Origin of the sequence: Flavobacterium sp. FlaQc-30 (genome assembly GCF_044005885.1) — a bacterium.
Classification (GTDB): domain Bacteria; phylum Bacteroidota; class Bacteroidia; order Flavobacteriales; family Flavobacteriaceae; genus Flavobacterium.
The window spans coordinates 175,357-198,242 of the sequence record NZ_JBIPCO010000003.1; the positions used below are offsets into that span (position 1 = coordinate 175,357).

Consider the following 22,886-nt stretch of genomic DNA (forward strand, 5'->3'; position numbering starts at 1 on the left):
CTGAAAAATTTACTCATTAATTTCCAAAAACCAGATTTCACCAAGATAATCTACAAAATTGTTACCCATTCCCTTTCCATTTGTTCTGCTAGAAACTGCTTTAATGACAGAGCCTGAATAGTATTTAAAGTTTTCATCTTTAGCTCTTGATAAATTAATATTATTTGAGTGGGAAAATTGCCTCCCATAAAATTTTTGCTCTTTGTTATCGATAAATAAATTGGGAATAGAACCTAATACAAGTCCATCTTCTTCAAATGTAAAATCTTCATTTATATAAAGTAAAATCCATTTTTTTCCAGTTGGCACTTTGTATGATTTAGATGCATAACGACTACCTTGATAGCTCATATCTCTAGTGTAATTTACCCTAATTTCTTTCCCCCAATTAATCTTAATTATTTTTTCATTATTCTTTATCTTTTGCCCTTGAAAAAATTGACCTGCATCTTGTGATATATAGTTATTTATAGGGATAGGTACTTTTTCCCATTTACCATCTTTGCATCCATATCTTTCATTCTCATTATTACCAAAATTTACTGATAATGCGCCATTTTTTAGCTCTACTATTCCTGGTTTAGAAAACCAATCAATTTGAACAGAATTTTCATAACCAACTCTTTTCTTTTTAAAATAAAGCAAAAAATATTTGTCTTCAACACCATTCTCCCTAAGCCCTTTTATTAAATAGACTCTGTCTTTTTTTCCATCGTTATCAAAATCATTTTCTATCAAATACCATTTAGGCCAATAGGGATGAGTTTTTTTTCCGTACTCTACTAATTCATTTGACAACTCTTTGATATGAGGTTCAATACCAAGATTAATTAATTCATAAGGATAAATTGTAGTATCTAACTTAACTTCATTTTTAATCTTCGCATCTAAAGAAGAAATTGAGCTTTTAGATTTTTCACAAGAGATAAACAAAACTAAAAACAATAAAAAATAAAGAAACTTAGTCATAAGTAATAGTTTCAAAATGTTTTTTTTCAGTGTCATAATAATATGAATTATAAGAATCTACATTTCGGTTTGAATGACAGTATACTGTAGTAACATTTTCATTTTTCTCTAATCTCACCATAGGTAATTCATATTCAGTAAAACCGAAATCATCTGAATATTCATTTGGTAAGTCTTCCAAATCCTTGGTTGACCAAGAACAATCTGGAAGCTGGTAACTCTTGAAAGATTTTCCTAAAACAGCAATAATCGCATAATGAATATCTGTTGGAGCATTGGATTGACTCTTAGCAATAACAATATAATCTTTTACATTATCATCATCCAGATTCGTTTCTATAATGCTATTAGTTGACCAATCATTAAAAATTGTTGTATCTATTCCTAATTCTTTAAATCTAAGTCTTCTTCTTTTCATCCAATTTTCATCTAATCTTTGATAACCATCACCGCTTAAACGAAAAAGTGAGCTATCAATCTTTGAGTAATTGATATTCTCATATTTCTTTTGTGCTTTTTTTATTTCAATCTTTTTAGGTTTCTCTCTCTCTTGGCAATAAGTAAAGAGTAAAGAAATTAGTCCTAAAATCCCAATTCTAATACTTTTAATCATTTTATCTTTAATTTATAACTGTTTAAGAATTAAATAAAAACTTTATTACACTTTAGTAAAAATCAAATCATTTACTTTTTGCTATCATTTTAAAATTTTAGCAAACATAAGTAAAAAATAAAATTAACATACTATAGTATGTTAAAAAAAATACGCATTATCCTCAAATTGTCTTGAAATATAGTTTATGGACAATGTTGAGGATTTAAAACGTTTGGGATTGCGTATTAAGCAATTAAGATTAGCTCGTGGGTTATCACAAGCTAAACTTGGTTTAAGCATATTAAAAGACCAACAGTCAATTCATAAGGTTGAAGCTGGAGAATTTAATCCTACCTACCTATATCTCCTTGAAATTTCAAAAGGGCTTGGAATAACCTTAAGCGAATTACTTGATTTTTAACCTTCAATATTATTTTGGTCGATATTAATGTCGTTTTTTGAATTCATGTTCCTTATTCGCAATAAGAAGTTACTGATAATTAGACGATTCAATTTAATCTAACTAAACTCTCTAACAACTCATATTTCTTATAATAAACTCTGTTACCGATGCCATAAGAAATTATTTTCCCTTTTTTTGACCAATTCCATAAAGTCGTCATATTGATTTTCAAATAACTACAGGCTTCAGACCTAGTTAGTAATTCATCAGGATTACCATTGTTTTTTTTAAATTCTTCTAATTGAGTTTTAACAGCTTTTTTGATAATTTCTTCTAATTCCGCTGGTGATAAATTGTTTAATAGAATTGCATTTTCCATGTTAGAAATTGTTATTAATATTTTTGATATATCAAAAATTTAAGATTATTGAAATTCTGTATACTAAGATTTCTCTATTCGAACAAAATATGGTTTTCCATAATAGAGCTAGTTGTTAAAAATTGATATTTGTTCTTTGACGATTTAATTAACAGTTAGTAATAGGTATAATTACGTGTTTTTGGGTGAAATTAAAAATCAAATTTGATTATTTATATATTTGCTTATATAAACCAATCAAGAAAAACGTTTGGGAAGTTGTACACCTTCAAACACTATATAATAAACTTTTATGTGGTTAAACTTCCATATTATCTGCCTAAACCAACTGAAAAATAATATTTTTTTCTTTACTTGTGAGTAATTCATTATTTGTAAAATTATAGATTCTTTATGGAAAGTTATGGCATTAGAAGTTAAACATAATAGAGCTTATCATATTCATGAAAATGAACAATTCCGCCGAGTTGCATCGTCTTTAAAAATACTTTTTAAGCAAAAAGAATGGACAGGTATTTTAATTGGAAATCCATTCAACGAAAAATATTCACGCTTCCGTGCTGATGCTATTTTACTCTATGACTATGGTTTTATAATCATCGATTTTAAAGTTTATGGAGGAAAATTAATATTTCCAAACAATAAAACTGATTTTGAGACATCTCAATGGTATACCGAATCAGATTATGATAATGAAAGAACATTAGTGAAGGCTGGTAATAAGTTTATCAATCCTTTTAAACAACTAAATTCTTATAGAGAAGCTTTCAAAGAAATTATTCGTTCGGAGATTTACCTAAATAATTTACTCCAAGAAAACAAAACTTGTATATTAAATATATTTTCAGATTCCTTAATTATTGAAAATAGTGTTCCGAAGGAAATTCCATTTTATAAGGTAACGCAAGAGTCTAATTTGGGTACATTTCTTTACGATTATTCGAGTGATAACAAATATTCAAAAACTACTGCTGATGCATTATTAAAAATATTTAATGCTGAAGATTGGTTAGAGCACATTGAACTTCCTAAAGTTAAGTCTCTTGTAGAACGTACTTTTGAAATTGAGGAAAAAGTAGAAACTGCTATCTCTGAGTTTTTGAAAACAGATACTAGCGGTATTTTAGTTCTCGAATCGATGTCCACTGTAGACAGAGATAATTGGGCGCAATACATTTTATCAGAAGCATTAAACTTCAATATTCCACAAACAGAAATATGGATTCATTCTGCTAGAATTGGAAGAAAAGTATCATTACGTTTGGGATTCGAATTACAAAGTTTATACAATTCAATTTATGGTGGCGCTCCTAAAACACTTGAAAGAGAGAATAATACTGAAAAGGATAAATTGTATGAAGAACAATTACAAGAAGTTATACCAATCCGTCCAGATGATACTATTGACCAATCAGCAGTAATTATATTACATGAAGCACATTTGGTATCAAGAAGCTTACATCAATCAGAATTATTAAGATTTGGTTCGGGCAGGTTATTGGAGGACTTATTTAACTTTCTCAATTTAGAAAAAACAAAACGAAAACTAATTTGTATAGGTGACCCTTACTCTTTGACTTATGGAAAGGATATTGATTCCGCAATTAATCTTAATACAATAGCAGAATTATATGATGGTAAAATATACTATCACAGACATCAAACACTTAATGAAAGTATTGATGGTAAACTTGAATTAAGAAACAAACTTGCAAAAGGAATTGAGAATAAGTTGTTTAATGACCTCGAATATCCCTGGAAACCAAATGACCTAGTAGAAATAGATAAAGATACTATTCCTAAATATTTAACAGAATGGTTTACTGTTCCAATTAATTCGGAACCAATTAATACAGTATTGGTTTTCTCTAATAGAGATGCAAAGAGAATTAATCGATGGATTAAAACAAATTGCCTTAAAAATGGAAGAGAATTAGCCAAAAATGATTTACTAATTGTTAATAATAATATCAATATTATTGACAAAAGTGGTTTTGGACAACCAATCAAATTACATAACGGTATGTTTCTTCTTGTTGAGGAAATTGGGGAATCAATTACTCAAACTATACCACTTAGACAAGCTACAGCGCCAATATCATTACACTTCACGAAAATCAAAGTGAACTGTCTTAATTTGCAGAACAAGTCTACAACAGAAGTTTGGTTACTAAATAATTATTTTAATAGTGATGACAAGCTTTCAAAAGAAGAACAAATTGCTTTTCGTGTGTTTGTAAATCAGATTGTTGCTTCCAATATAAAAGAACAACCATTTGAAGATTCTTACGAGCATATTCAACTCACACAAGATAAATTGTATAAACAATTATTTAATGAAGAGAAAAGTCTAAATGAAAATTACAAGAAAGGTGAAAAAGTAAAAACTAAATTAGACCAAAAGCAAAGAGAGCTTAGACAGTTGCAAGATATTTACTTAAAAAGATTCAAAAGTAGAATTCTTTCAAATATAATTCAGACAAATCCACTCGTAAATGCCGTTTATGCAAATTATGGTTGGGCTCTAACTGTTCACAAATGTATAGGTTCTACTTTTACCAATGTTATTATGAACTCATATCAGGGTGAAAACAGAGGAATTAAAAATTCAGAGTATTTCCGTTGGTTATATTCTGGGATTACAACAACTTCTGGTATCTTGAGAATCGCAAATCCTCAAATTATAAATCCTTTAATGGAAACTTATTTTGAAGACACAACAGTAGAAAATAATAATTCATCTAAACCTAAAAAGACATTTTTGTCATTTGATAATTACACCATTGAAAATAGATTTAAAGATAAAGTACCAGATACACTAAAAGAAAGTGTAAAAGGTAGTATTTGTGAACTAGCGAAACTATTTGAACTTAATGGTTATTTATTAGAATCTGTAAGTCAAAATGGAGAATACCTAACTAAGATTAATTTTTCAATTCCAAGTACTGATAATAAACATTTAATTATTGCCATAAATAATAAAGGAATAAAAGACAATTGGACAGTTTCATCTATTAGAATAGAGAAAAGTGAAGGTGAAAATGAATCAAACATTAATAATTTTATTGAAGACTTATTTAAATCTGCAAGTGAAAATGAAAAATCTCTTTCCATGCCAACCGACTTTAGAGGAAAAGTTTATGGAAAATGGAAGAAGAAACTCTTAGAAAAAGATTTTGAGTTAAAAATAATAGAATCACATAATAATCAAGATGTTTTCAGAATTAATTCAAATTTAGAAAATGCAAAATTTAAAGTGTGGTATAGCAATGACGGTTTTATTAGTCAGTTCATAATGCTAGAAAAATCTAATGACAGTTTAGGTGAGAATCTTAAAAAATGGCTTATTGATGAATACTAAACGAGATTTTGAAGAAAAAGCAAAAGCATTAGTAAGTACCAACCCTAACGAAGCGGTAAAGGTATATCAAGAATTATGGGAAGTTTATCCAGAGCAATTTAGTGTTTGGGATGCTTTTTATACTTTAAAAGCCATGAGAGTATCAACTTTTCTAAATTTATCTTTAGCTACAGAAATTGCAAAAAAAATCAAAGATGAGAAAGTTACTAATTTATACGGTTGGTTGATTTTTGACAAATGTGTTAAAGGTAAAAGTAGAATCGATTTACTAGAAAATGAAAAATTTATAGAAGACTTAGTACATCATTCACCTCAAAAATGCTTGATAGAAGAAGATTCTTATCCTTGTCCTACGACTATTTCAGTTTTGAAACTTTGTGATGCTCATGCGGAGAATCTCTTTAACGCAACTAAGATAAATGAACTTTTATCGGTATTAGATTATTCATTGTTATCAAACAAATCAAAAACAATAGAGACTTCATCAAGAGGAGATGTAGAATTATCATCAGACCTTGAAAAATATTTTGCGCTAAAAACTAAAGCCCTCCTAAAATTAGGGTATTTTGAATCTTGTATAGAGTCTTGTACAAAGGGATTAGAGTTGCTTTCTAAATTTCATTATAATAATGATTTGTGGTTTAAAATGAGAATTGCATTGTCAGAAGATGGTTTAGGTAATCATGAAAAAAGTGAAGAATTATTTAAAGAACTTTTGGAAAGTAAAGCAGGTAATGATAAATGGTTTTTGTATCGAGATATCTCTGAAATCTACTTCGAAAAAAAGGATTATATAAAAGCGTGGAAACATGCCGTTGATGCAATATTTCATGGTAATGAACCTCACTTTCTTATTGGTTTATATTTGCTTCAGGCTCGCATTCTCTTTAAACTAAAAAGACAAGAAGAAGGCAAGATATTAGCGGAATTAATTTGTGCGATTCTTAAAGAAAATGAATGGAAAGAAAAAGCAGAATATAATAAGTTATTTCTCTATTATAAAATTGACAAAACATCATTGCGAACTATAAAAGAAATAATGCATGATGCAAATATTTTTTGGTCAAATGAAAGGTATGGCAAACATCCTAAAAGAAAAGGCTCAATTATTTCAATTCACAAAAATGGAAAAATAGGACGTATAAAAGATGAACATAATAATTTAATAGAATTTCATAAAAAAGATTTAGTAAAAAAGATGAAATCAATTGAGAATTTAAAAGGAGCAATTGTTGAGTTTTATACTATGCAATCTTATGATGGTAAAAATATAGCTGAAAGAATTTCTCTAATTGAAGAACATCTTAGTGGAAAAACTAAAAATCTTATTGGTAAGATTTTAGATGGTAGTGTAACAAATATAACCGATTTTGGAATTTTTATTCGCATGCAAGATGGTACTGATGGCTTATTACATAAAAATAGTTTACCAAACCATTTAAAAAGTTCTTACAAAGAAGCATTTGTAAAAAACAAAAAAGTAAAGGTTAAAATTGAAAAGGTTACTGATAAAGGAATTCAATTAAAATTAATAGAAACTTTTTAAGTTCCAGCTAGTCTGTATTTCTCAGAATCCTTCAAAAATTCCCAAACCAAATAAGGCAAAATCGTATTTTACAGGGTCTTTAGGGTCAAGAAGTCTTAAATTAGTATCTAGTTCTAATAAAGCCTTTCCGTCATTTTGTTTTCTTTCTAAAAGCCCTAACTTACGTGCCACATTTCCAGAATGAATATCTAAAGGACAGGAAAGTTTAGACATAGGTATGTCTTTCCAAATACCTAAATCTACCCCTGCATTATCATTTCTTACAAACCATCTTAAACACATATTTATTCTTTTCGCAACAGAACCTTTTAAAGGGTCAGCAACATGTTTTCTAGTTCTAGATTGATGAGGTATCTCAAAAAAAATTTTATTAAACTCATGAATTGATTGCTGTAATGAATCTTCTGTTTGATATTTAGTGAAAATTGCTTCTAATCCTCCTTTGTTTGAATAAATGTGATTCAAAGCTTTTATAAAATATACAAAATCCTCTGAATTAAATGTACGATGAACGAAGCCCTCTAATCTTTCTAGCTGGTTTTCTTTATGGCTCATTACAAAATCATAAGGTGAATTCCCCAACAAGTCCATCATTCTATGACCATTTTTTGTAATCATTTTTCGATTACCCCAAGCTATTGTTGAAGCTAAAAAACCCGCAATTTCAACGTCTTCTTTTAAAGAGTATCTATGAGGTACACTTATTGGGTCGGGTTCTATGAAATCTATTGTATTATATTGAACTACTTTTGAATCAAGAAAGTCTTTTAACTCGTCTTTTTTTATTTCAAACATTTTTATACTTCTTTTATAAATAATTTCAGCAAAGATAATCTATTTAATAAAGGTTGAAAATTATAGTATCCATTGAGTACAGTTTTTGAAAGTACATCTTTTGATTTATAACTCTAATAAATCTATTTCTACAATGTTATCAATATCGTTTTTATTTTCAATGTATGTATTATATCTATTTTGAATAAAAGTTAAATTTCGAGATATTTTTTGATGATGATATTGAGGATATAATTCTAACTCTTTTAATTTTTCGATTCCCGCTTTAGTAATTCGAACATACCATCCATGACCACATTCTGAATGAAGATTCCTACTTTTGTTTGTTTCGTCATTATTCTGCCAGAATACCGATTCAATTACAATAGTATTCTCTTTGTCAACCCATCTAAATATACCATCTCTACTCAATTCAAGACCCATAAGAACAGCAATTTCTGGGTTAAAAGCTAGCCAGTTTACTTTCTTATCTACAGTCAATTGAAAATTATAGAAACATAACCCATCAATTTCAATATTAGCGTAATCTGAAATAAGTTGATTATAAACCTTTTCAAAAATTATAAAATCATCATTAAAATCAACTCTCTCAAAATCGACAAATGATTGTCTCGTCTCTTGTGTGTGACCATCTCCTTGACCTTCTATCAATGAGTGCTCAGCAATGACATAAAACTCATTATCAGTTAGTTTCAAGTTATCTGATAGATACTTTAACGATAATTCAGATACCCATTTTTCATTTGCAAAAGGAACATAATTATCTTCTTTTATTATTGATGAAATAAATGATGGTTTCATTTCAGGTTTAACGAAATATAAGTTTTCGTCAAATTGGTTTGATAAAAAATTAGCATGACTTCTATCTATTAGATTCAGTTCCCAAAGTTCTTTAACAACAATCATCAACCCAGCCCATACCTTTTGATATCTTGGTCTTCTATATGAAACTTTTAAATCAAATCGATGCTTGTAAATATCTCTGATTTCTTTTTCTGATAAATTCTTATACCAATCGGGTTGGTTTAAAAATTTATCCCCTAAATCAACTATACGTGTAGCTAAATTTATAATTTGGAACCCTGTTCCTTTTGATAAAGTCTTAATTTCTAATTTATATAAATTACAATATTCGATTGGGTCATTTGTTTCTCTTAAATAACCTGTTTTATTAAGCCTCTTAATTTTTTCTTTTTCAGAAACTACTAATTCAGGTTTATATTCAAACTCTAGTTTGTATGCCAATGGAATCTGTGTAGTTTTTCGATTAAATAATTTTTTATAATTAATTTGTAAACGTTCTAAAATCCTCACTGCGATTCTGTGAATATCGAATCGTGAATGATTTAAAAATTCTATGACATTGGTTTCATAAGATTTAACAAATTTTAAATCTTTTAAGCTTATTGCTGACAATAATTTTATAAATTGATAGTCATATTTTTCATGATAAAGATGATTTAAAATTTTTTCTATTATTTTTTTGTTTTTATCCAATTCTTCGATAAAAATTTCAAATATGACATCATCAAAATTTGTTGGAAATCCTATTAAAAATTTTATTGTCTCATAAAAAAAATCTTCATTACTTAAATTTCCATCGATATTTGGAGTAGTCGATTCGTTGTAATGTGTTTTCAGTAATTCATTTTTATATGACTCTAAAATATCATAATAGCTAGAAAAACTAAAATCATCATCAATTAAGGCAAGTATTTCATGTACTACATTAATAAGCTTAGAATCTACTATATCAATGTTTGAAACAAAATCTTTAAAAACTAATTTACTTGTATTATTATCAATGGTTTTTAGTAGTTTATATGTCTCTAACTTGCTTCCTCCATCATAATACTTGAACCATCCAGAAGAAGATGATTTTTTGATAGCTTCATCTAGAAGTTCTTTTGTAAATTCAACATCATTCCTACTCTCATCATAAGCTTTTGCAATTTTAACGAGCTCTATACTGTCAAAGTTTTTTTTCTCTTTAATTTTTCTAATCTCATTACTTTTTAATTTATCAATAATCTTAACAACTGGAGTAGACCATTTAAAATAACTATTCCTATCTTCTTGTTCTAACAGTTCAATAATATCATTATAAGAATTTATTCGCTCGAGAACATCTTTTTTATTAATGGTAACTTCTCCTTTTAGCTTTAGATGAGAATAATCATCATTTCTATTGTTATCATTTGTAGAGGTTATTTGCATAACAAATTCTAAATGATTTTTCTCTGTATATTTTTTTATTAAACTATAATAAGATTGACGGTGCTCAAAAACACTATGTATGGCAATTTCATTGACTAAAAAATTTAATTCTAATTGTGATAAATTACGATTAAATAATTCCTCAATGAAAGAAGTTCTATAAGAATAATCATTGTCAAAATTTAGAATTATACGAGTAAACATTTTACTGAATAAAGTACTGTGTTCAGGAAATACATTTAAAAAATGAATTAATAAGATTTCTAAACTATCATTAAAATTAACTTGTCCTTCAAACAAAAGATATTTAAAAATCTCAAAACCATTACCTCTAGGTAGTGCTAAGTTGAGTAATTTTTTAGCAATGTTTTCAGAAGCCCTACTAGTCTTTTGATTAATAGAATCAAGACAATTAATATAAAATTCAATCTCTTTAGAATCGATATTCTCCTTTTTCTCAAACCAATTAATGATATCATCTAGTTGCGAATCTTTTTCATGATTTATATCAAACGAAATTTCCATAAGTTTATTTAGAATTTCTTCTCCTTCGTCAATCTTATTTAATAATGATAGCAATTCTATCTGTTTGACACCATTCTCAATTCTTGAATAAGTATCTCCATATTCAAACAATTCTTTGTTCAATATATTTAATTCTTTAGAACACCAATCAATGTTTATCTTTGAGTCTATGACAAATTCAATTACTTCTTGCTTATCTTTTCTGCTCCAGTGCTTTAAGTTTTTTTGCCATGCAATTGATATTTCATTTAGAATTTGATTGAAAAAATCTGTTGATATCCTAGAACTGACAAGTAACACTAAATTAATTAGTTCAGCTTTATTTTGTTGAATACTGTAGTCATAATCATAGTCTAAATGAGAATAATTAAAATATCCTAATATTTGTTTGAATCGAAATATAAAACCTGTTGAAGCATCACTATTTCCACAGTAGATATATGCGCTTGACTTTCCTAACTCGGCAAATTCTGAATAGAAGCCTAGAAGTATTTCTTTGTTTAAATTAGGAACTAATAATGAAGAGTCAACATCAAACTCTTTTGAAATAATGTAAAATAGTCTAGAATAATCATAAACATAATCTAGAGTTCCATATAAATAATTGTCATTTATTTTAATTTCTTTTGGGTGTTTTAGTTTATCAAATCTTTTTTTCCCTTCCTCTAGATTTTTATTTATAAATATTTCAACTAAAGCTAATCTTCTATTTATAGGATTTACATCCTCATCATAACTCCATTTTCGTAAGTCGTTTAAACATAAACCATATAAATCATTATTATTATCAAGTTGCCAAACTGTTTCAAAACAAAAATGAAAAATATTAATTTCTGGATTTTTATTTATAAATGAGTAAAGGTTATTTAGTTTCTCCCAGTCTTCTAATTCAACTAAAAAATCTGTTATTTCATCACTAATTTCTTGTAGAATATTTCTTTCTGTATTTCCTCTCCTTTCATCAACTATTATCTTGATAGTGGAAACTTTTTCAAAAATCTTTTTTGTGGGATAAAATAAACTAGATAAAATTGCCCAATTTTTGATTAATTCTACTTCATCTACTTCTGCTAGTTCATCTCTATCATAACGATTAGGAGAAACTTCTTTAGTAATATTTAGGAGATAAACGGGTTCAGCTTTTTTTAGTAAGTCAAAAGCTAACGCATGATTTCCTTTTTTATAAATTTCCAATGCATATTCTAGGACTTTAGAATTTGAAACGAGTAGTTCTGTATTATCAAATATGAAAGAATTTGCTATATCTATTTTATTTAATTGATGAAATGTTCTAAAGTAATCACTTGGATAAAAGTTATTAATTCTTTGTGTCAATTCAGAATGTGCTAAAATATATTCAAAAAGTTTTTTAGAAGAGTTTTGTATATATGAAGTATCAGAAGCGATTTTAATATCATCGTAAATATTTCTATGATTTCTAAAATCAAACCATTGCTCTCTAAAAAAATCTTGGGTTGCAATAGAAAGTAATTCATCGTAATTCTTACCATGATATAAATGAAATAAAACATTCCACTTATAGTCTGCATTTGAATTAGCTATCACATCGTAAATTCTCAAATGAAATCCAGTGTCAATCTTTTCATCATATTGATTTGTAATATAATTTTTGGCTGTTTCGTCCTTTAAAAATTCTTTAAAGCTATTATGAAAAAACTGCCATATATTATTTTTCTTATAGAAGAAATGTTCTGATAATTTTTCAACTTTATTCCAGTCTGCTCTCGAACTCACAAATTTTGGAAGTAAATTTATGTCAATATATGAGTATCGAAATCTTGATATTATACCAAGAATGTTTATAAAGTTATCTTCTAATTTATTTTTGTTCCAAAATATTTTATACTCTTCATATATATCTCCTTTGAAGCTTTTATTATCAATTAGGCTATCATAAGATTCTTTTGAAACATTCTGTAATTCTTCAATAGTGTAACGAAGAAATAAAGGATGCCCAAGCGTGTTTGTATTTAAATTTGCTAATTGACTGTTGTTTAGATATATCTTATGAGATTTGAGCAATTTTTGAATTTGACTAGGAGAAAGTGGGTTAATTATAATAGTTCTTCCCTCATCTTCCAAGCTAATTTTAATTCGCTCAGGTAAATTCGCTAAGTTTCTAGTGGTTCTTGTACCTAAAATAAAATATACATTATCTGGGATTTGGTTTGGTATAGGTAAAATGTCAATTAAACTTTTATTAACATTTTGTTCTCGTTCAATATGGTCTAACCCGTCTACAATTATAAAAACCTTTCTCCCTTCATTTTTAAATTTTTCAAGTTCATAGGAAAGTTGTTTTTGTAATTCAGGCAAAGTCTCTGAAGGTAAGTTTTCTACTGAAGAATATTGATGCTCTCTAATTTGAATTAAAAGGTCTTTAAGGAAAATTTCAGCTTCACCTCGATAACCGTATTCGCCATTCATTTCTTTGTTTATATATGCATAATACCGTAATACTTTTTCCTTACGGTCTTTTAACCATTTTGTTAATAAAGTTGATTTTCCTGAACCAGCATTGCCAATTACAGCAATATATCCTTTTAGGGTATTATTAATTACAAATTCTAACTTTTGAATTGTATCTGTTATTGGCTGATAATGCTCTTCATCAACAAAAAAAGAATGCTTAAAATGAGTTTCATAGCGTGACAATAACCCAAATTCTTTTAGAAATTCTACTCTTTCGTATCTTGTTGTTCCTTGTGTACCAATAACTTTAAAAATATGTTTAGAGATTTTTTCTATGTCCCTATATCGTTGAGAATTATTATTCCCTAACATATTTTCATAAACTTTGTAATCATTATTTAGCACAAAATCAAAAGATTTAATAAACTCAATTAAATTAGCATCACTTGAGTTAGTTTTCATTTTTAATTCGTTAAAGACTTCTTTCCACTGAGAAGAAATCTCATCTACTTCTAGATTTTCAATTTTAATTCGATTCCAGAATAATTGAATAAATTCTTTAAAAGAAGGTGTTTTTGTACCAATGAATTTTGAAATTTTATCACTTGATGAAGGTAATTCATTCGAAATATATTTGGCTAATATTTTCTTTTCAGGATATTTTTCTTTTAGGTAAAGCCATCCTTTATAACAACCTTTGAAAATACTTTCAGTATCAGAATCAGTAAACTTTTGATATGTCAGATTGCCAGTAATATCTTTTACTTGATATGCCTTTACTTCTTTTTTAGAACCTATTAATACATCATCTAATTTCCCCGCATCATTACTAGCAAGCTCCACCCATTCTAAATCGTTATTTAGTAACGAGTCATAAATTTCAACAGCAAATACATTATATTGTTTATTATATCCAAAAATAGCGGCAACTTCACCTGATGATTTCATATATTCATTAAATTACAATAATTGATAAATTTAATATTAACTTTCTTCTAAATGCAATATTTGTTTATATTTCAGATATAAAAAAGTATTTGAAATATGTTAAACAATCATCAATATATTATTTTTTCTCAAACTCCGCGAACAGGAAGTATGAGTCAAGCAAGTTTATTAATTTGTAATCAGATTTTTAATAGAGAGTTATCTCTTAATCAGTGGCGAAAAGATAAAAACTTATATAATATTCATGGTAAGGATATCGCAAACAACGATATAACAAGTAAACCAGTAAATTATGTAGAAATAGCTAAATTCATAAGGGAAGAAGGATATTTCGATACAGAGGTTTTTCAGTTACCCGTATTTAAGTGTTTTTGGCTTGATTCTACTTTTGAAGGTAAAATAAATTTTCATGTCCATGACCATACTGCTCCAGAAGGATTGACTATTGCAGATGGATATACCAAACAAATATATGGAGAAGATTATCCAATTACACCAAAATTAATTAGAGAAGGACACACGTATACAAGTTTACAACCTCAGTTATTGCATCGAATAGTTAGATATAGAACCAAACTAATAAATAATTCTCATGAAGCATTAACAGATGATTGTTTTTTTGATTTAAGGGCATTAATTAGTGACAGTATATCTCTTATTGAGATTACACTGCATCAAATATATATAAAGGCACAATATAATCCTTTACCTAATTGGAACTTTGATGAAAAAAAACTTGGTATTAGGCATGGCAGAAAGTTTGATGATAAAATTGGATGGATATATAAGATTTCTGGAAATCATCTTGGAGCAGAAGATTACATGCAAAATGTCAATAATTTACGAGAGCTAAGAAATCATATGATGCACTTTGACCCACCTCATTTAGTAATAACAATTGAAGAGGCAACAATCTGGCTTAATCAAATTATTGATATTGGATGGCTTTTAATAAAAATAAGAAAAGCTGTTGGAGCAGAATTATCTGTTCCTCTAATTAATTTTATACTTCAAAAAGAAGCAATATTCAATCCCGAGGAACATTGTTTAAAAAGATTGCCTATAGGGAATGGCAATGCTGATTACGCATCATGCATTTGGCCTAAAAAATAAACTTCCTTAATTATCCTTGTTTACATATTAATTCGTTTTGCTGCCGAATTATTCAGCGGATCTGAAATATGTTTTTGTGTTCGAGGTAAATGATCGATTTCGAAAAATATTTTTTTGAATTCGCTTATACTTTTTTGCAAACTGTCTTTTTCCTGATTTTTGGCAAATACAGCTTCAAGTCCGTTATGGTTTTTGTAAATATGTTGTAAACCTTTAATGAATCCGCCAAAATCTTTACCGTTGAAAGTGCGGTGCACAAAAGTTTCTAAATCGGCTAAATTATCTTCAGAATGTGACATGACAAAATCGTAAGGTGTGCTACCCATTAATTCCATCATTTTATGCGAATTTTTGATAATCATTTTGCGATTTCCCCAAGCAATTGAAGCGCTCAGAAAACCTGCAATCTCAATATCTTCTTTTTGAGTAAATAAATGGGGAATCTGAACGGGATCACTTTCAATAAAATCCTGATTGTTATATTGAATGACTTTTTCGTCAAGAAATTCTTTAAGTTCTTTTTGGTTCATGTTCAAATGAAATATTCAAATAATTAGGAAACCTAATTACTAATTTGGCCGTCGACCATAATTAATTTTCTATCAGCCATATTCGCTAATTCTTCATTGTGAGTTACAATTACAAAAGTCTGCCCAAATTCGTCACGAAGCTGAAAAAACAATTGATGTAAATTTTCTGCCGAATGTGTGTCGAGGTTTCCAGAAGGTTCATCGGCAAAAATAACATCTGGTTTATTGATTAAAGCTCTTGCAACCGCAACACGCTGTTGCTCTCCGCCCGAAAGTTCGTTTGGTTTGTGATTGATTCTGTGTGATAGACCAAGATATTCTAAGATTCTTTTAGCTTCCTTTTCCGTTTCAGCTTTTGGTTTGTTAGCCATAAAAGCGGGAATACAAACGTTTTCTAAAGCAGTGAATTCTGGTAATAATTGATGAAACTGAAAAATAAATCCAAGATTCAAATTTCTAAAATCGGATAGTATTTTGTCCTTTTTGCTTTTCTTTTTGAAATATCTTGTATAATAAACAAGCATTAAAACTATTGGTAAAAATAAAGCGCCAATTGTAATTAATCGTACTATTTCGTCGAAGATTTTAGTTCTGAAAAACAGTAAAAAAACAGCCAGAAGTATGATGTAAATCGAACTTGCCCAAGTAATGATCTTAAATTTTCTTTCTTCTTTTGAATTATCAGTTTCAACATCTTGCAGTTTCAAAACATTTTCGCCATTAATGGTTAATGATGAATCAGGATTACTGTCTGGTTTATCTAAAGTTCCTAAAATTTGTAATAAAGTTGTTTTTCCTGCACCAGAAGCTCCAACGATCGAAACAATTTCGCCTTTTTTAATATGTAAATCAACTCCCTTTAAAACTTCAAGTTTATCGTAGAATTTATGTATGTTTTTTGCGTGTATCATGTAGTGAAACTGTTTTTACAAAGAAACAAAGAATCTGTCGATATAAAAATGGGTTGTAACAGAATTTTATGAATAACATTTTTAATGCAGTAAATAGTTTGTTTGTGAGAAAAACAACATAAATTAGTGATGAAATTTTATATGGTTTTTATGAAGGTTTTATTGAACATGAAATTAAAGCTATTTTTGCTTACGGCGGCAATATTGATTATTTTTATAAGTGCAAAAGTTTATGATAAAAATTCTTTTGTAGTATATACAATCGATGTTAAAAAGCAAGATTTGAGATTGTTTTGGAAAAACGAGAATGGCGAAAAATTTAAAAGCATTCAAAATTTAAAAGACTGGATTGAAAAACAAAATCTGGTTTTAGATTTTGCGATGAATGCGGGAATGTATAATAAAGAAAATTCGCCTCAAGGACTTTATATCGAGAAACAAAAAGTATTAACAGCATTAGATACAACAAACGATGTTGGAAATTTTTATTTAAAACCTAACGGAGTATTTTACATAACAACAGGAAATGTACCTGTAATTTGTAAAACAGAACAGTTTCAAAATAATGCAAAAGTAAAGTATGCCACGCAATCAGGTCCTATGCTGGTTATTGATGGAAAAATACATCCCGAATTTAAAGAAGGTTCTTCTAACTTGAATATTAGAAACGGTGTTGGAATTCTGCCAAATGGAAATGTAGTTTTTGTATTGTCTAAAAAGGAAATAAATTTTTATGATTTTGCAGCGTATTTTAAAGGCTTGGGATGCAAGAATGCTTTGTATTTAGACGGTTTTGTATCGAGAGCTTATGTGCCTTCGGAAAAGTGGATTCAAACTGACGGAAATTTTGGTGCATTATTTGCAGTAGTTAGAAAAAAATAAAGGTGAATATGATGGAAATAGAAGAAACAACAGTTGTAGAAGACAACAGAATGTCAAAATTAATAATTGGTTTAATTTTGGATGGAATTGGTATGATTTCATTTTCAATTCCTTTAATCGGCGAATTTTCAGACGTTATTTGGGCGCCAATTGCGGCTCTTATTATGAGCAGAATGTATAAAGGACGTATTGGAAAAGTAGCTGGAGTTTTGACTTTTCTTGAAGAGATAATTCCGTTTACAGACATTATTCCTTCTTTTACACTTACTTGGATTTATACGTATTTCTTTTCGAAAGAACGTATGAAAATTTAGTCTTTAAACAAGAATCCCAGTCCCATGTTTTTAAGCATTTTCTTTTCGAAGTTCCAAAAGAATTTAAACTGCCCAAAAATGGTTCCAATACCAACCAATAAAACTTGATAAATTGGAAAAATAATAATAAGACGAATTAAGGTAAACCAAATACCAAAATCCTCTTTGGTAATGCCTAACCAAATACAAAAAGGTTTAGAGAGCCAAGCAGATGCCGATCCTGTAATGGCAAAAACTATAAGTATAATAATGGCTTGTAAATTTGAGGTAATTCCCCAACGTTTCTTTAATCTATTCATTGCTATTTGTAATGATTACAAATATACTATATTATCTTGATGGGACATAACCCCAAAGCTTTTGTTTGTAAGTATTTTGAAAATAAATCATATAATTGTAGATCAGGTAATTTACTTCGTAACCATAATGTATATCTCGTCGGTAATCGATCGTCATTTCGTATAAATTTGGATTGTAACGTTGTGGCTGCATAGCTCTGTTGTTCCATTCGGTTACATACAAATAATTCTTATTTTCTAGGTACGTTAAAGAGTAATAATTTCGCGGATAAGCTCTAGAAGCAAGCCAAGTATTAAAACCGTTATCTATTATTATAACTTCATATTCTAACGAATCATTTGCAATTCTAACAGTATCGTTTCCTTTCTTAATAGGATTATCGGTAACAGCAACATTTTTTGAGGCTGTAGAACAAGCAACTATAGTTAGAATAAAAACGAATATGGAAATATATTTTTTCATAGTATTTGAAATTCAAATCTAAATTTACGAATAAATCAGCAGAAGAGCTTGCTATTTAACTTTTGTATAAGAGGTTCAGAAGTTCAAATCTGTAAAAGTTTAGAGGTGTTTTTTATAAAAAAAGCTGTTTTACTTTTAGTAAAACAGCTTTTGAATTTTATATTTTAAGCCTGCGTTCCTTTATAAATTTGGAACTAAAAGACTTGTTTATTTTCCAAATAACTTTCCTAGTAAACCTCCTAATCCGCCACTTTTGGTTAAGGCTGCAGCATCTGCAATATCAACTTTTCCGTCGTTATTTTGGTCTAAACCAAACTGCATTCCGTATTTAGAAATAGTGTCCATGATATTTGAAGCCTGTCCGCTGTTTCCAGAAATTGAATTGATAATATCTGTAATTTGAAAACTGCTGTCGTTTGGATCTTTTGCTTTATTAACCAGCGAATTTAAGATTTGTGGAATCATGTTTGAAGCTACACCAGAAGAATCTGCACTGCTTAAACCAAATTTTTCGCCCAAGCTTCCAGTTAATTGCTGCGAGATTTGCTGTACTACAGGATTCGAACTGTCTATTGGAGAACTTCCGTTAAATAAACCTGCTAGCTGCTCACCACCGCCTTCAGATGCAATTTTTTGAAGTCCTGCAAATATCGAAGTACTTGTTTCGCTTATTACTGCTTCATTGTGTTCGTTTGGGATAGCTGTATTGTTAACAACAGCGTTACCTCCGTATTGCTGTACTAATTGAGTTAATTGTTCAAACATGATTTAAAGAGTTTAGATTAGAACTCAAATTTAATCAAAAAAAGAAAGGGATCTATTAAACGATGTTAATAAATCCCTTCTAAATAATTTAGATATAATTAATTAGCTCAATAAAGTAATAATTTGCGAAGCTAATTCAGTACCAATTCTGTCTTGTGCTTCTCCTGTTGCAGCACCAATGTGCGGTGTAAGAGAAATTTTAGAATGCATTAAAATTGCCATTTCTGGTTTTGGTTCGCTTTCGAAAACATCTAAACCAGCAAAAGCAACTTTTCCTGAATCTAAAGCTTTTACTAAAGCTACTTCATCGATAACCCCGCCACGAGCACAGTTTACAATTCCAACGCCGTCTTTCATGATTTCAAGTTCTTTTTCTCCAATGATATAACCATTTTGAGCAGGAACGTGTAATGTAATGAAATCAGCTTCTTTGAATAAAGATTCTAATGATTGAGAAACGATTGTAGTTGTGATAGATTGTCCGTCAAAAAATTCCACTTTTACATCAACTTGCGGGATAAAGCTGTCAGCAGCGATAACTTTCATACCTAAACCAAGCGCCATTTTTGCAGTAGCTTGACCAATACGTCCAATACCAACAATACCAAGAGTTTTTCCTCTTAATTCAGTTCCGTTAGCGTAAGCTTTTTTCAAACCGTCAAAGTTTGAATCTCCTTCAAGAGGCATATTTCTGTTAGAATCATGTAAAAAACGAACACCAGAAAATAAGTGTCCAAATACCAATTCAGCAACAGATTCTGATGATGAAGCTGGAGTATTTATTACATGAATTCCTTTGCTTTTTGCATAGTCAACATCGATATTGTCCATACCAACTCCACCGCGGCCAATAATTTTTAGACCAGGGCAAGCGTCGATAATATCTTTACGAACTTTAGTTGCAGAACGAACTAAAACTACGTCAACATTATTTTCGTTTACAAAATTTGCTACTTGTTCTTGTGCTACTTTTGTAGTTATAACTTCAAAACCACCTTTTTCTAAGGCTAGAATTCCACTTTTAGAAATTCCGTCGTTAGCTAATACTTTCATTGTGTGTTTATTGTTTATTTGGTTAATCGTTAAATTGTTTAATCGACAAACCAGCTATTTGATTTTTCTTTTTTGATATTTTAAAGGAAGTTTTTTTTGACGATTAAACAGTTAAACAAATTAACGATTAACCGAAAAAAAATTAAACCTTAGATTCTAATGCTTTCATTACATCAACTAAAACCTGAACGCTTTCAATTGGCATAGCATTGTAAATAGAAGCTCTGTAACCGCCAACAGAACGGTGTCCTGGCAATCCAGAAATTCCTGCTTCTTTCCATAAAGCATCAAATATTGCAGTATGATCAGCATTGTTCAATAAGAAAGTTACATTCATATTAGAACGATCCTCTACAGCAGCCGCACCTTTGAATAATGGGTTTCTGTCGATTTCAGCATAAAGTAAAGCCGCTTTTGCATCGTTTAATTTCTCAACAGCTGCAATTCCGCCTTTTTCTTTAATCCATTGTAAAGTTAATAACGAAACATATACTGCAAAAACAGGCGGAGTATTGTACATACTTTCTGCTTTAATATGTTTAGCGTAATCTAACATGCTAGGAATTGTTCTTCCGTTTTTTTCTAAAATTTCTTCTTTAATTACTACCAATGTAGTTCCTGCAGGTCCCATGTTTTTTTGAGCTCCAGCATAAATTAAATCAAATTTTGAGAAATCTAATTGACGTGAAAAAATATCAGAACTCATATCGCAGACAACAGGAACATTAGTTGCTGGAAAGTCTTTCATTTGAGTTCCAAAAATGGTATTATTACTTGTGCAGTGAAAATAATCTGCATCAGATGGTATTTCGTATCCTTTTGGAATATGATTGTAATTTTCTTCTTTCGAAGATCCTACGATAACAGTTTCTCCAAAAAACTTAGCTTCTTTAATAGCTGCTGCCGCCCAAGTTCCTGAATCTAAATAAGCCGCTTTTCCATTTTCTTTCATCAAGTTGTAAGGAGCCATTAAGAATGCTGTACTTGCACCACCTTGTAAAAATAAGGCTTGATATCCTTTTCCTTGAAGTCCTAATAATTCTAAAGCAAGCGAACGAGCTTCATCCATTACAGCAACGAAATCTTTGCTTCGGTGTGAAATTTCAAGAATCGATAATCCTGAATCATTAAAATTTAAAACTGCTTTTGATGCCTTCTCAAAAACTTCCTGAGGTAAAATACTTGGTCCTGCGCTGTAGTTGTGTTTTTTCATGGTTGTTGTTAATAGTCGAAATTTTAAAGACGCAAATTTCGGCAATAGGAGCTGAAAAAGCGATAAATTATTCGAAATATTTGAACATTTTATTACTTTGTTGTTAACAAAAACGTTATAGTATCAACGTTATCTGCATAATCCCACAATTGAGGATTCTGACTTTGACCAAATGCAGTACTGTTTTTAATCAAATTATTGCTTACAATACATTGTATTTGCTCTTCGTCTGCTTCAAGACGAGTTTGTAAACTTTCAATATCTTCATAATATTCATAAAAAACACTCGAAATAGGTGAGGCATAACTAGAATCTTCTTTAAGAGTCAAAAAGCCATTGTCTAGCAATTTAAAATTACTCATTAAAAAAACCGCTTTGTTGTAATCGTAATTGTTAGCGTATTTTTCGTAATGAATAACATCCTGATATTTAAAAACCGCTTGAAAGAAAGCATCAAATGAATAGCCTTTTGGTACAAAAAGCTTAGAAACATTGCGGCATCCTAAACCAAAATATCTAAAAATATCTTCACCAAGAGCTTCTAATTCTTCATGAGTTTCTTTTCCGTTTAGTATCGCAGCCGAATTTCTATTTTTTCTGATGATTGAAGGTTTATCTTTAAAATAATATTCAAAATATCGTGCTGTATTGTTGCTTCCTGTAGCGATTACAGCATCAAAATTTTCTAATTTTCCTTCAACGAAAGTGATTTTATCTTTTAAATTTTTATCAACAGCAATTAAATATTTGGCTAAAAACGGCAATAAATGCTGATCATTAGATGACGTTTTTATTAAAGCTCTGTTTCCAGTTATTATAACAGATAAAAAATCATGAAAACCAACTAATGGTATATTCCCGGCTAGAATTAAGGCAACAGTTTTTTCTTTTTTATCGTTTTGAGCAAACTCAGACGAGTAATTAGAAAGCCATTTTTCAATGTTTTCTTCCGTTAAAGCATCTGCCCATGATTTTATGGCAAAGAAAACCTGTTCAGGAGTATACCAGCCATTGTGAGATTGTGATAATGTTATTAGTTTTTCAAAATCATTAAAAAAAGTTTCATTGTGTAAAACGTCAGATTTTTTCACGGATTCCTTTTCAGAAAACTGACTTAAAAATTTTCCTAATTCAACAAAAACACTTTTTTTTGTTTCTAATGTCATAATGTT

Annotated in this window: 17 protein-coding genes and 3 pseudogenes; 6 read left to right on the forward strand and 14 right to left on the reverse strand. The window is 29.2% G+C overall.

The window, feature by feature from the left end:
• Positions 1 to 9: 9 nt before the first annotated feature.
• Entirely contained in the window at positions 10 to 969 is a 960-nt protein-coding gene (locus tag ACHRV0_RS08785) for a hypothetical protein (RefSeq protein WP_395440551.1), read from the reverse strand.
• Positions 962 to 1,582, reverse strand: coding sequence for a hypothetical protein (locus tag ACHRV0_RS08790; protein WP_395440553.1), 621 nt, complete (start codon positions 1,580 to 1,582; stop codon positions 962 to 964). Before ACHRV0_RS08790 ends, ACHRV0_RS08785 begins: the two co-directional genes overlap by 8 nt.
• Positions 1,583 to 1,769: 187 nt before the next feature.
• Between ACHRV0_RS08790 and ACHRV0_RS08795 the strand changes: the two genes are divergently transcribed.
• A complete protein-coding gene (locus ACHRV0_RS08795) occupies positions 1,770 to 1,985 on the forward strand; it encodes a helix-turn-helix transcriptional regulator (RefSeq protein ID WP_395440554.1) in 216 nt (71 codons plus the stop codon).
• Positions 1,986 to 2,073: 88 nt separating this feature from the next.
• Here the strand turns inward: ACHRV0_RS08795 and ACHRV0_RS08800 are convergent, their stop codons facing one another.
• A complete protein-coding gene (locus ACHRV0_RS08800; RefSeq protein ID WP_395440555.1) occupies positions 2,074 to 2,346 on the reverse strand; it encodes a helix-turn-helix domain-containing protein in 273 nt (90 codons plus the stop codon).
• A 403-nt stretch (positions 2,347 to 2,749) separates the two neighbouring features.
• On the opposite strand from ACHRV0_RS08800, the gene ACHRV0_RS08805 reads away from it, so the two are divergent.
• Positions 2,750 to 5,707: an NERD domain-containing protein gene (locus tag ACHRV0_RS08805; RefSeq protein WP_395440556.1), complete on the forward strand. Its 2,958-nt coding sequence runs from the start codon at positions 2,750 to 2,752 to the stop codon at positions 5,705 to 5,707.
• Positions 5,697 to 7,253, forward strand: coding sequence for a S1 RNA-binding domain-containing protein (locus ACHRV0_RS08810; RefSeq protein WP_395440557.1), 1,557 nt, complete (start codon positions 5,697 to 5,699; stop codon positions 7,251 to 7,253). Before ACHRV0_RS08805 ends, ACHRV0_RS08810 begins: the two co-directional genes overlap by 11 nt.
• Positions 7,254 to 7,274: 21 nt before the next feature.
• Here the strand turns inward: ACHRV0_RS08810 and ACHRV0_RS08815 are convergent, their stop codons facing one another.
• The gene (locus ACHRV0_RS08815) at positions 7,275 to 8,039 is read right to left on the reverse strand and encodes a TIGR02757 family protein (RefSeq protein WP_395440778.1); all 765 of its coding nucleotides are present in this window, start codon (positions 8,037 to 8,039) and stop codon (positions 7,275 to 7,277) included.
• Between the two features lie 114 nt (positions 8,040 to 8,153).
• Positions 8,154 to 14,171, reverse strand: coding sequence for a hypothetical protein (locus ACHRV0_RS08820; RefSeq protein ID WP_395440559.1), 6,018 nt, complete (start codon positions 14,169 to 14,171; stop codon positions 8,154 to 8,156).
• 96 nt (positions 14,172 to 14,267) lie between these two features.
• On the opposite strand from ACHRV0_RS08820, the gene ACHRV0_RS08825 reads away from it, so the two are divergent.
• Positions 14,268 to 15,284 carry a hypothetical protein gene (locus tag ACHRV0_RS08825; protein ID WP_395440560.1) on the forward strand — a complete coding sequence of 339 codons (1,017 nt, stop codon included), beginning with the start codon at positions 14,268 to 14,270 and terminating at the stop codon, positions 15,282 to 15,284.
• A 23-nt stretch (positions 15,285 to 15,307) separates the two neighbouring features.
• On the opposite strand, the pseudogene ACHRV0_RS08830 reads toward ACHRV0_RS08825, so the two are convergent.
• From ACHRV0_RS08830 to ACHRV0_RS08840, 3 pseudogenes are all read right to left on the reverse strand, one after another.
• Positions 15,308 to 15,814: pseudogene (locus ACHRV0_RS08830) on the reverse strand (DUF2400 domain-containing protein); the annotation flags it as partial.
• 32 nt (positions 15,815 to 15,846) lie between these two features.
• Positions 15,847 to 16,296, reverse strand: a pseudogene (locus ACHRV0_RS08835) (ABC transporter ATP-binding protein); the annotation flags it as partial.
• 204 nt (positions 16,297 to 16,500) lie between these two features.
• Positions 16,501 to 16,725 (reverse strand): annotated as a pseudogene (locus ACHRV0_RS08840) (ATP-binding cassette domain-containing protein); the annotation flags it as partial.
• Positions 16,726 to 16,893: 168 nt separating this feature from the next.
• On the opposite strand from ACHRV0_RS08840, the gene ACHRV0_RS08845 reads away from it, so the two are divergent.
• Positions 16,894 to 17,607 (forward strand): phosphodiester glycosidase family protein, encoded by a 714-nt coding sequence (locus ACHRV0_RS08845; protein ID WP_395440561.1) that lies wholly within the window; start codon positions 16,894 to 16,896, stop codon positions 17,605 to 17,607.
• Between the two features lie 11 nt (positions 17,608 to 17,618).
• The gene (locus tag ACHRV0_RS08850; protein ID WP_164973679.1) at positions 17,619 to 17,921 is read left to right on the forward strand and encodes a hypothetical protein; all 303 of its coding nucleotides are present in this window, start codon (positions 17,619 to 17,621) and stop codon (positions 17,919 to 17,921) included.
• Here ACHRV0_RS08850 and ACHRV0_RS08855 read toward each other — a convergent pair.
• From ACHRV0_RS08855 to ACHRV0_RS08880, 6 genes are all read right to left on the reverse strand, one after another.
• Positions 17,918 to 18,220 (reverse strand): DUF6787 family protein, encoded by a 303-nt coding sequence (locus ACHRV0_RS08855; protein ID WP_129025344.1) that lies wholly within the window; start codon positions 18,218 to 18,220, stop codon positions 17,918 to 17,920. The genes ACHRV0_RS08850 and ACHRV0_RS08855 overlap by 4 nt on opposite strands.
• A gap of 31 nt (positions 18,221 to 18,251) precedes the next feature.
• Positions 18,252 to 18,683, reverse strand: a complete 432-nt coding sequence (locus ACHRV0_RS08860) for a DUF6146 family protein (protein ID WP_395440562.1) — start codon at positions 18,681 to 18,683, stop codon at positions 18,252 to 18,254.
• A gap of 207 nt (positions 18,684 to 18,890) precedes the next feature.
• The gene (locus ACHRV0_RS08865) at positions 18,891 to 19,448 is read right to left on the reverse strand and encodes a DUF937 domain-containing protein (RefSeq protein WP_129025348.1); all 558 of its coding nucleotides are present in this window, start codon (positions 19,446 to 19,448) and stop codon (positions 18,891 to 18,893) included.
• A 102-nt stretch (positions 19,449 to 19,550) separates the two neighbouring features.
• Positions 19,551 to 20,501, reverse strand: coding sequence for a D-2-hydroxyacid dehydrogenase (locus ACHRV0_RS08870; protein ID WP_089052428.1), 951 nt, complete (start codon positions 20,499 to 20,501; stop codon positions 19,551 to 19,553).
• 142 nt (positions 20,502 to 20,643) lie between these two features.
• Positions 20,644 to 21,714, reverse strand: coding sequence for a 3-phosphoserine/phosphohydroxythreonine transaminase (gene serC / locus ACHRV0_RS08875; protein WP_129025349.1), 1,071 nt, complete (start codon positions 21,712 to 21,714; stop codon positions 20,644 to 20,646).
• Positions 21,715 to 21,806: 92 nt separating this feature from the next.
• Positions 21,807 to 22,880, reverse strand: a complete 1,074-nt coding sequence (locus ACHRV0_RS08880) for an acyl-CoA reductase (protein WP_395440564.1) — start codon at positions 22,878 to 22,880, stop codon at positions 21,807 to 21,809.
• Positions 22,881 to 22,886 lie beyond the last annotated feature (6 nt).

Coding starts and splice junctions, on each gene's coding strand:
- ACHRV0_RS08785 (WP_395440551.1), bottom strand. CDS start 969: ATGACTAAGTTTCTTTATTTTTTATTGTTTTTAGTTTTGTTTATCTCT.
- ACHRV0_RS08790 (WP_395440553.1), bottom strand. CDS start 1,582: ATGATTAAAAGTATTAGAATTGGGATTTTAGGACTAATTTCTTTACTC.
- ACHRV0_RS08795 (WP_395440554.1), top strand. CDS start 1,770: ATGGACAATGTTGAGGATTTAAAACGTTTGGGATTGCGTATTAAGCAA.
- ACHRV0_RS08800 (WP_395440555.1), bottom strand. CDS start 2,346: ATGGAAAATGCAATTCTATTAAACAATTTATCACCAGCGGAATTAGAA.
- ACHRV0_RS08805 (WP_395440556.1), top strand. CDS start 2,750: ATGGCATTAGAAGTTAAACATAATAGAGCTTATCATATTCATGAAAAT.
- ACHRV0_RS08810 (WP_395440557.1), top strand. CDS start 5,697: ATGAATACTAAACGAGATTTTGAAGAAAAAGCAAAAGCATTAGTAAGT.
- ACHRV0_RS08820 (WP_395440559.1), bottom strand. CDS start 14,171: ATGAAATCATCAGGTGAAGTTGCCGCTATTTTTGGATATAATAAACAA.
- ACHRV0_RS08825 (WP_395440560.1), top strand. CDS start 14,268: ATGTTAAACAATCATCAATATATTATTTTTTCTCAAACTCCGCGAACA.
- ACHRV0_RS08845 (WP_395440561.1), top strand. CDS start 16,894: ATGAAATTAAAGCTATTTTTGCTTACGGCGGCAATATTGATTATTTTT.
- ACHRV0_RS08850 (WP_164973679.1), top strand. CDS start 17,619: ATGGAAATAGAAGAAACAACAGTTGTAGAAGACAACAGAATGTCAAAA.
- ACHRV0_RS08855 (WP_129025344.1), bottom strand. CDS start 18,220: ATGAATAGATTAAAGAAACGTTGGGGAATTACCTCAAATTTACAAGCC.
- ACHRV0_RS08860 (WP_395440562.1), bottom strand. CDS start 18,683: ATGAAAAAATATATTTCCATATTCGTTTTTATTCTAACTATAGTTGCT.
- ACHRV0_RS08865 (WP_129025348.1), bottom strand. CDS start 19,448: ATGTTTGAACAATTAACTCAATTAGTACAGCAATACGGAGGTAACGCT.
- ACHRV0_RS08870 (WP_089052428.1), bottom strand. CDS start 20,501: ATGAAAGTATTAGCTAACGACGGAATTTCTAAAAGTGGAATTCTAGCC.
- serC (WP_129025349.1), bottom strand. CDS start 21,714: ATGAAAAAACACAACTACAGCGCAGGACCAAGTATTTTACCTCAGGAA.
- ACHRV0_RS08880 (WP_395440564.1), bottom strand. CDS start 22,880: ATGACATTAGAAACAAAAAAAAGTGTTTTTGTTGAATTAGGAAAATTT.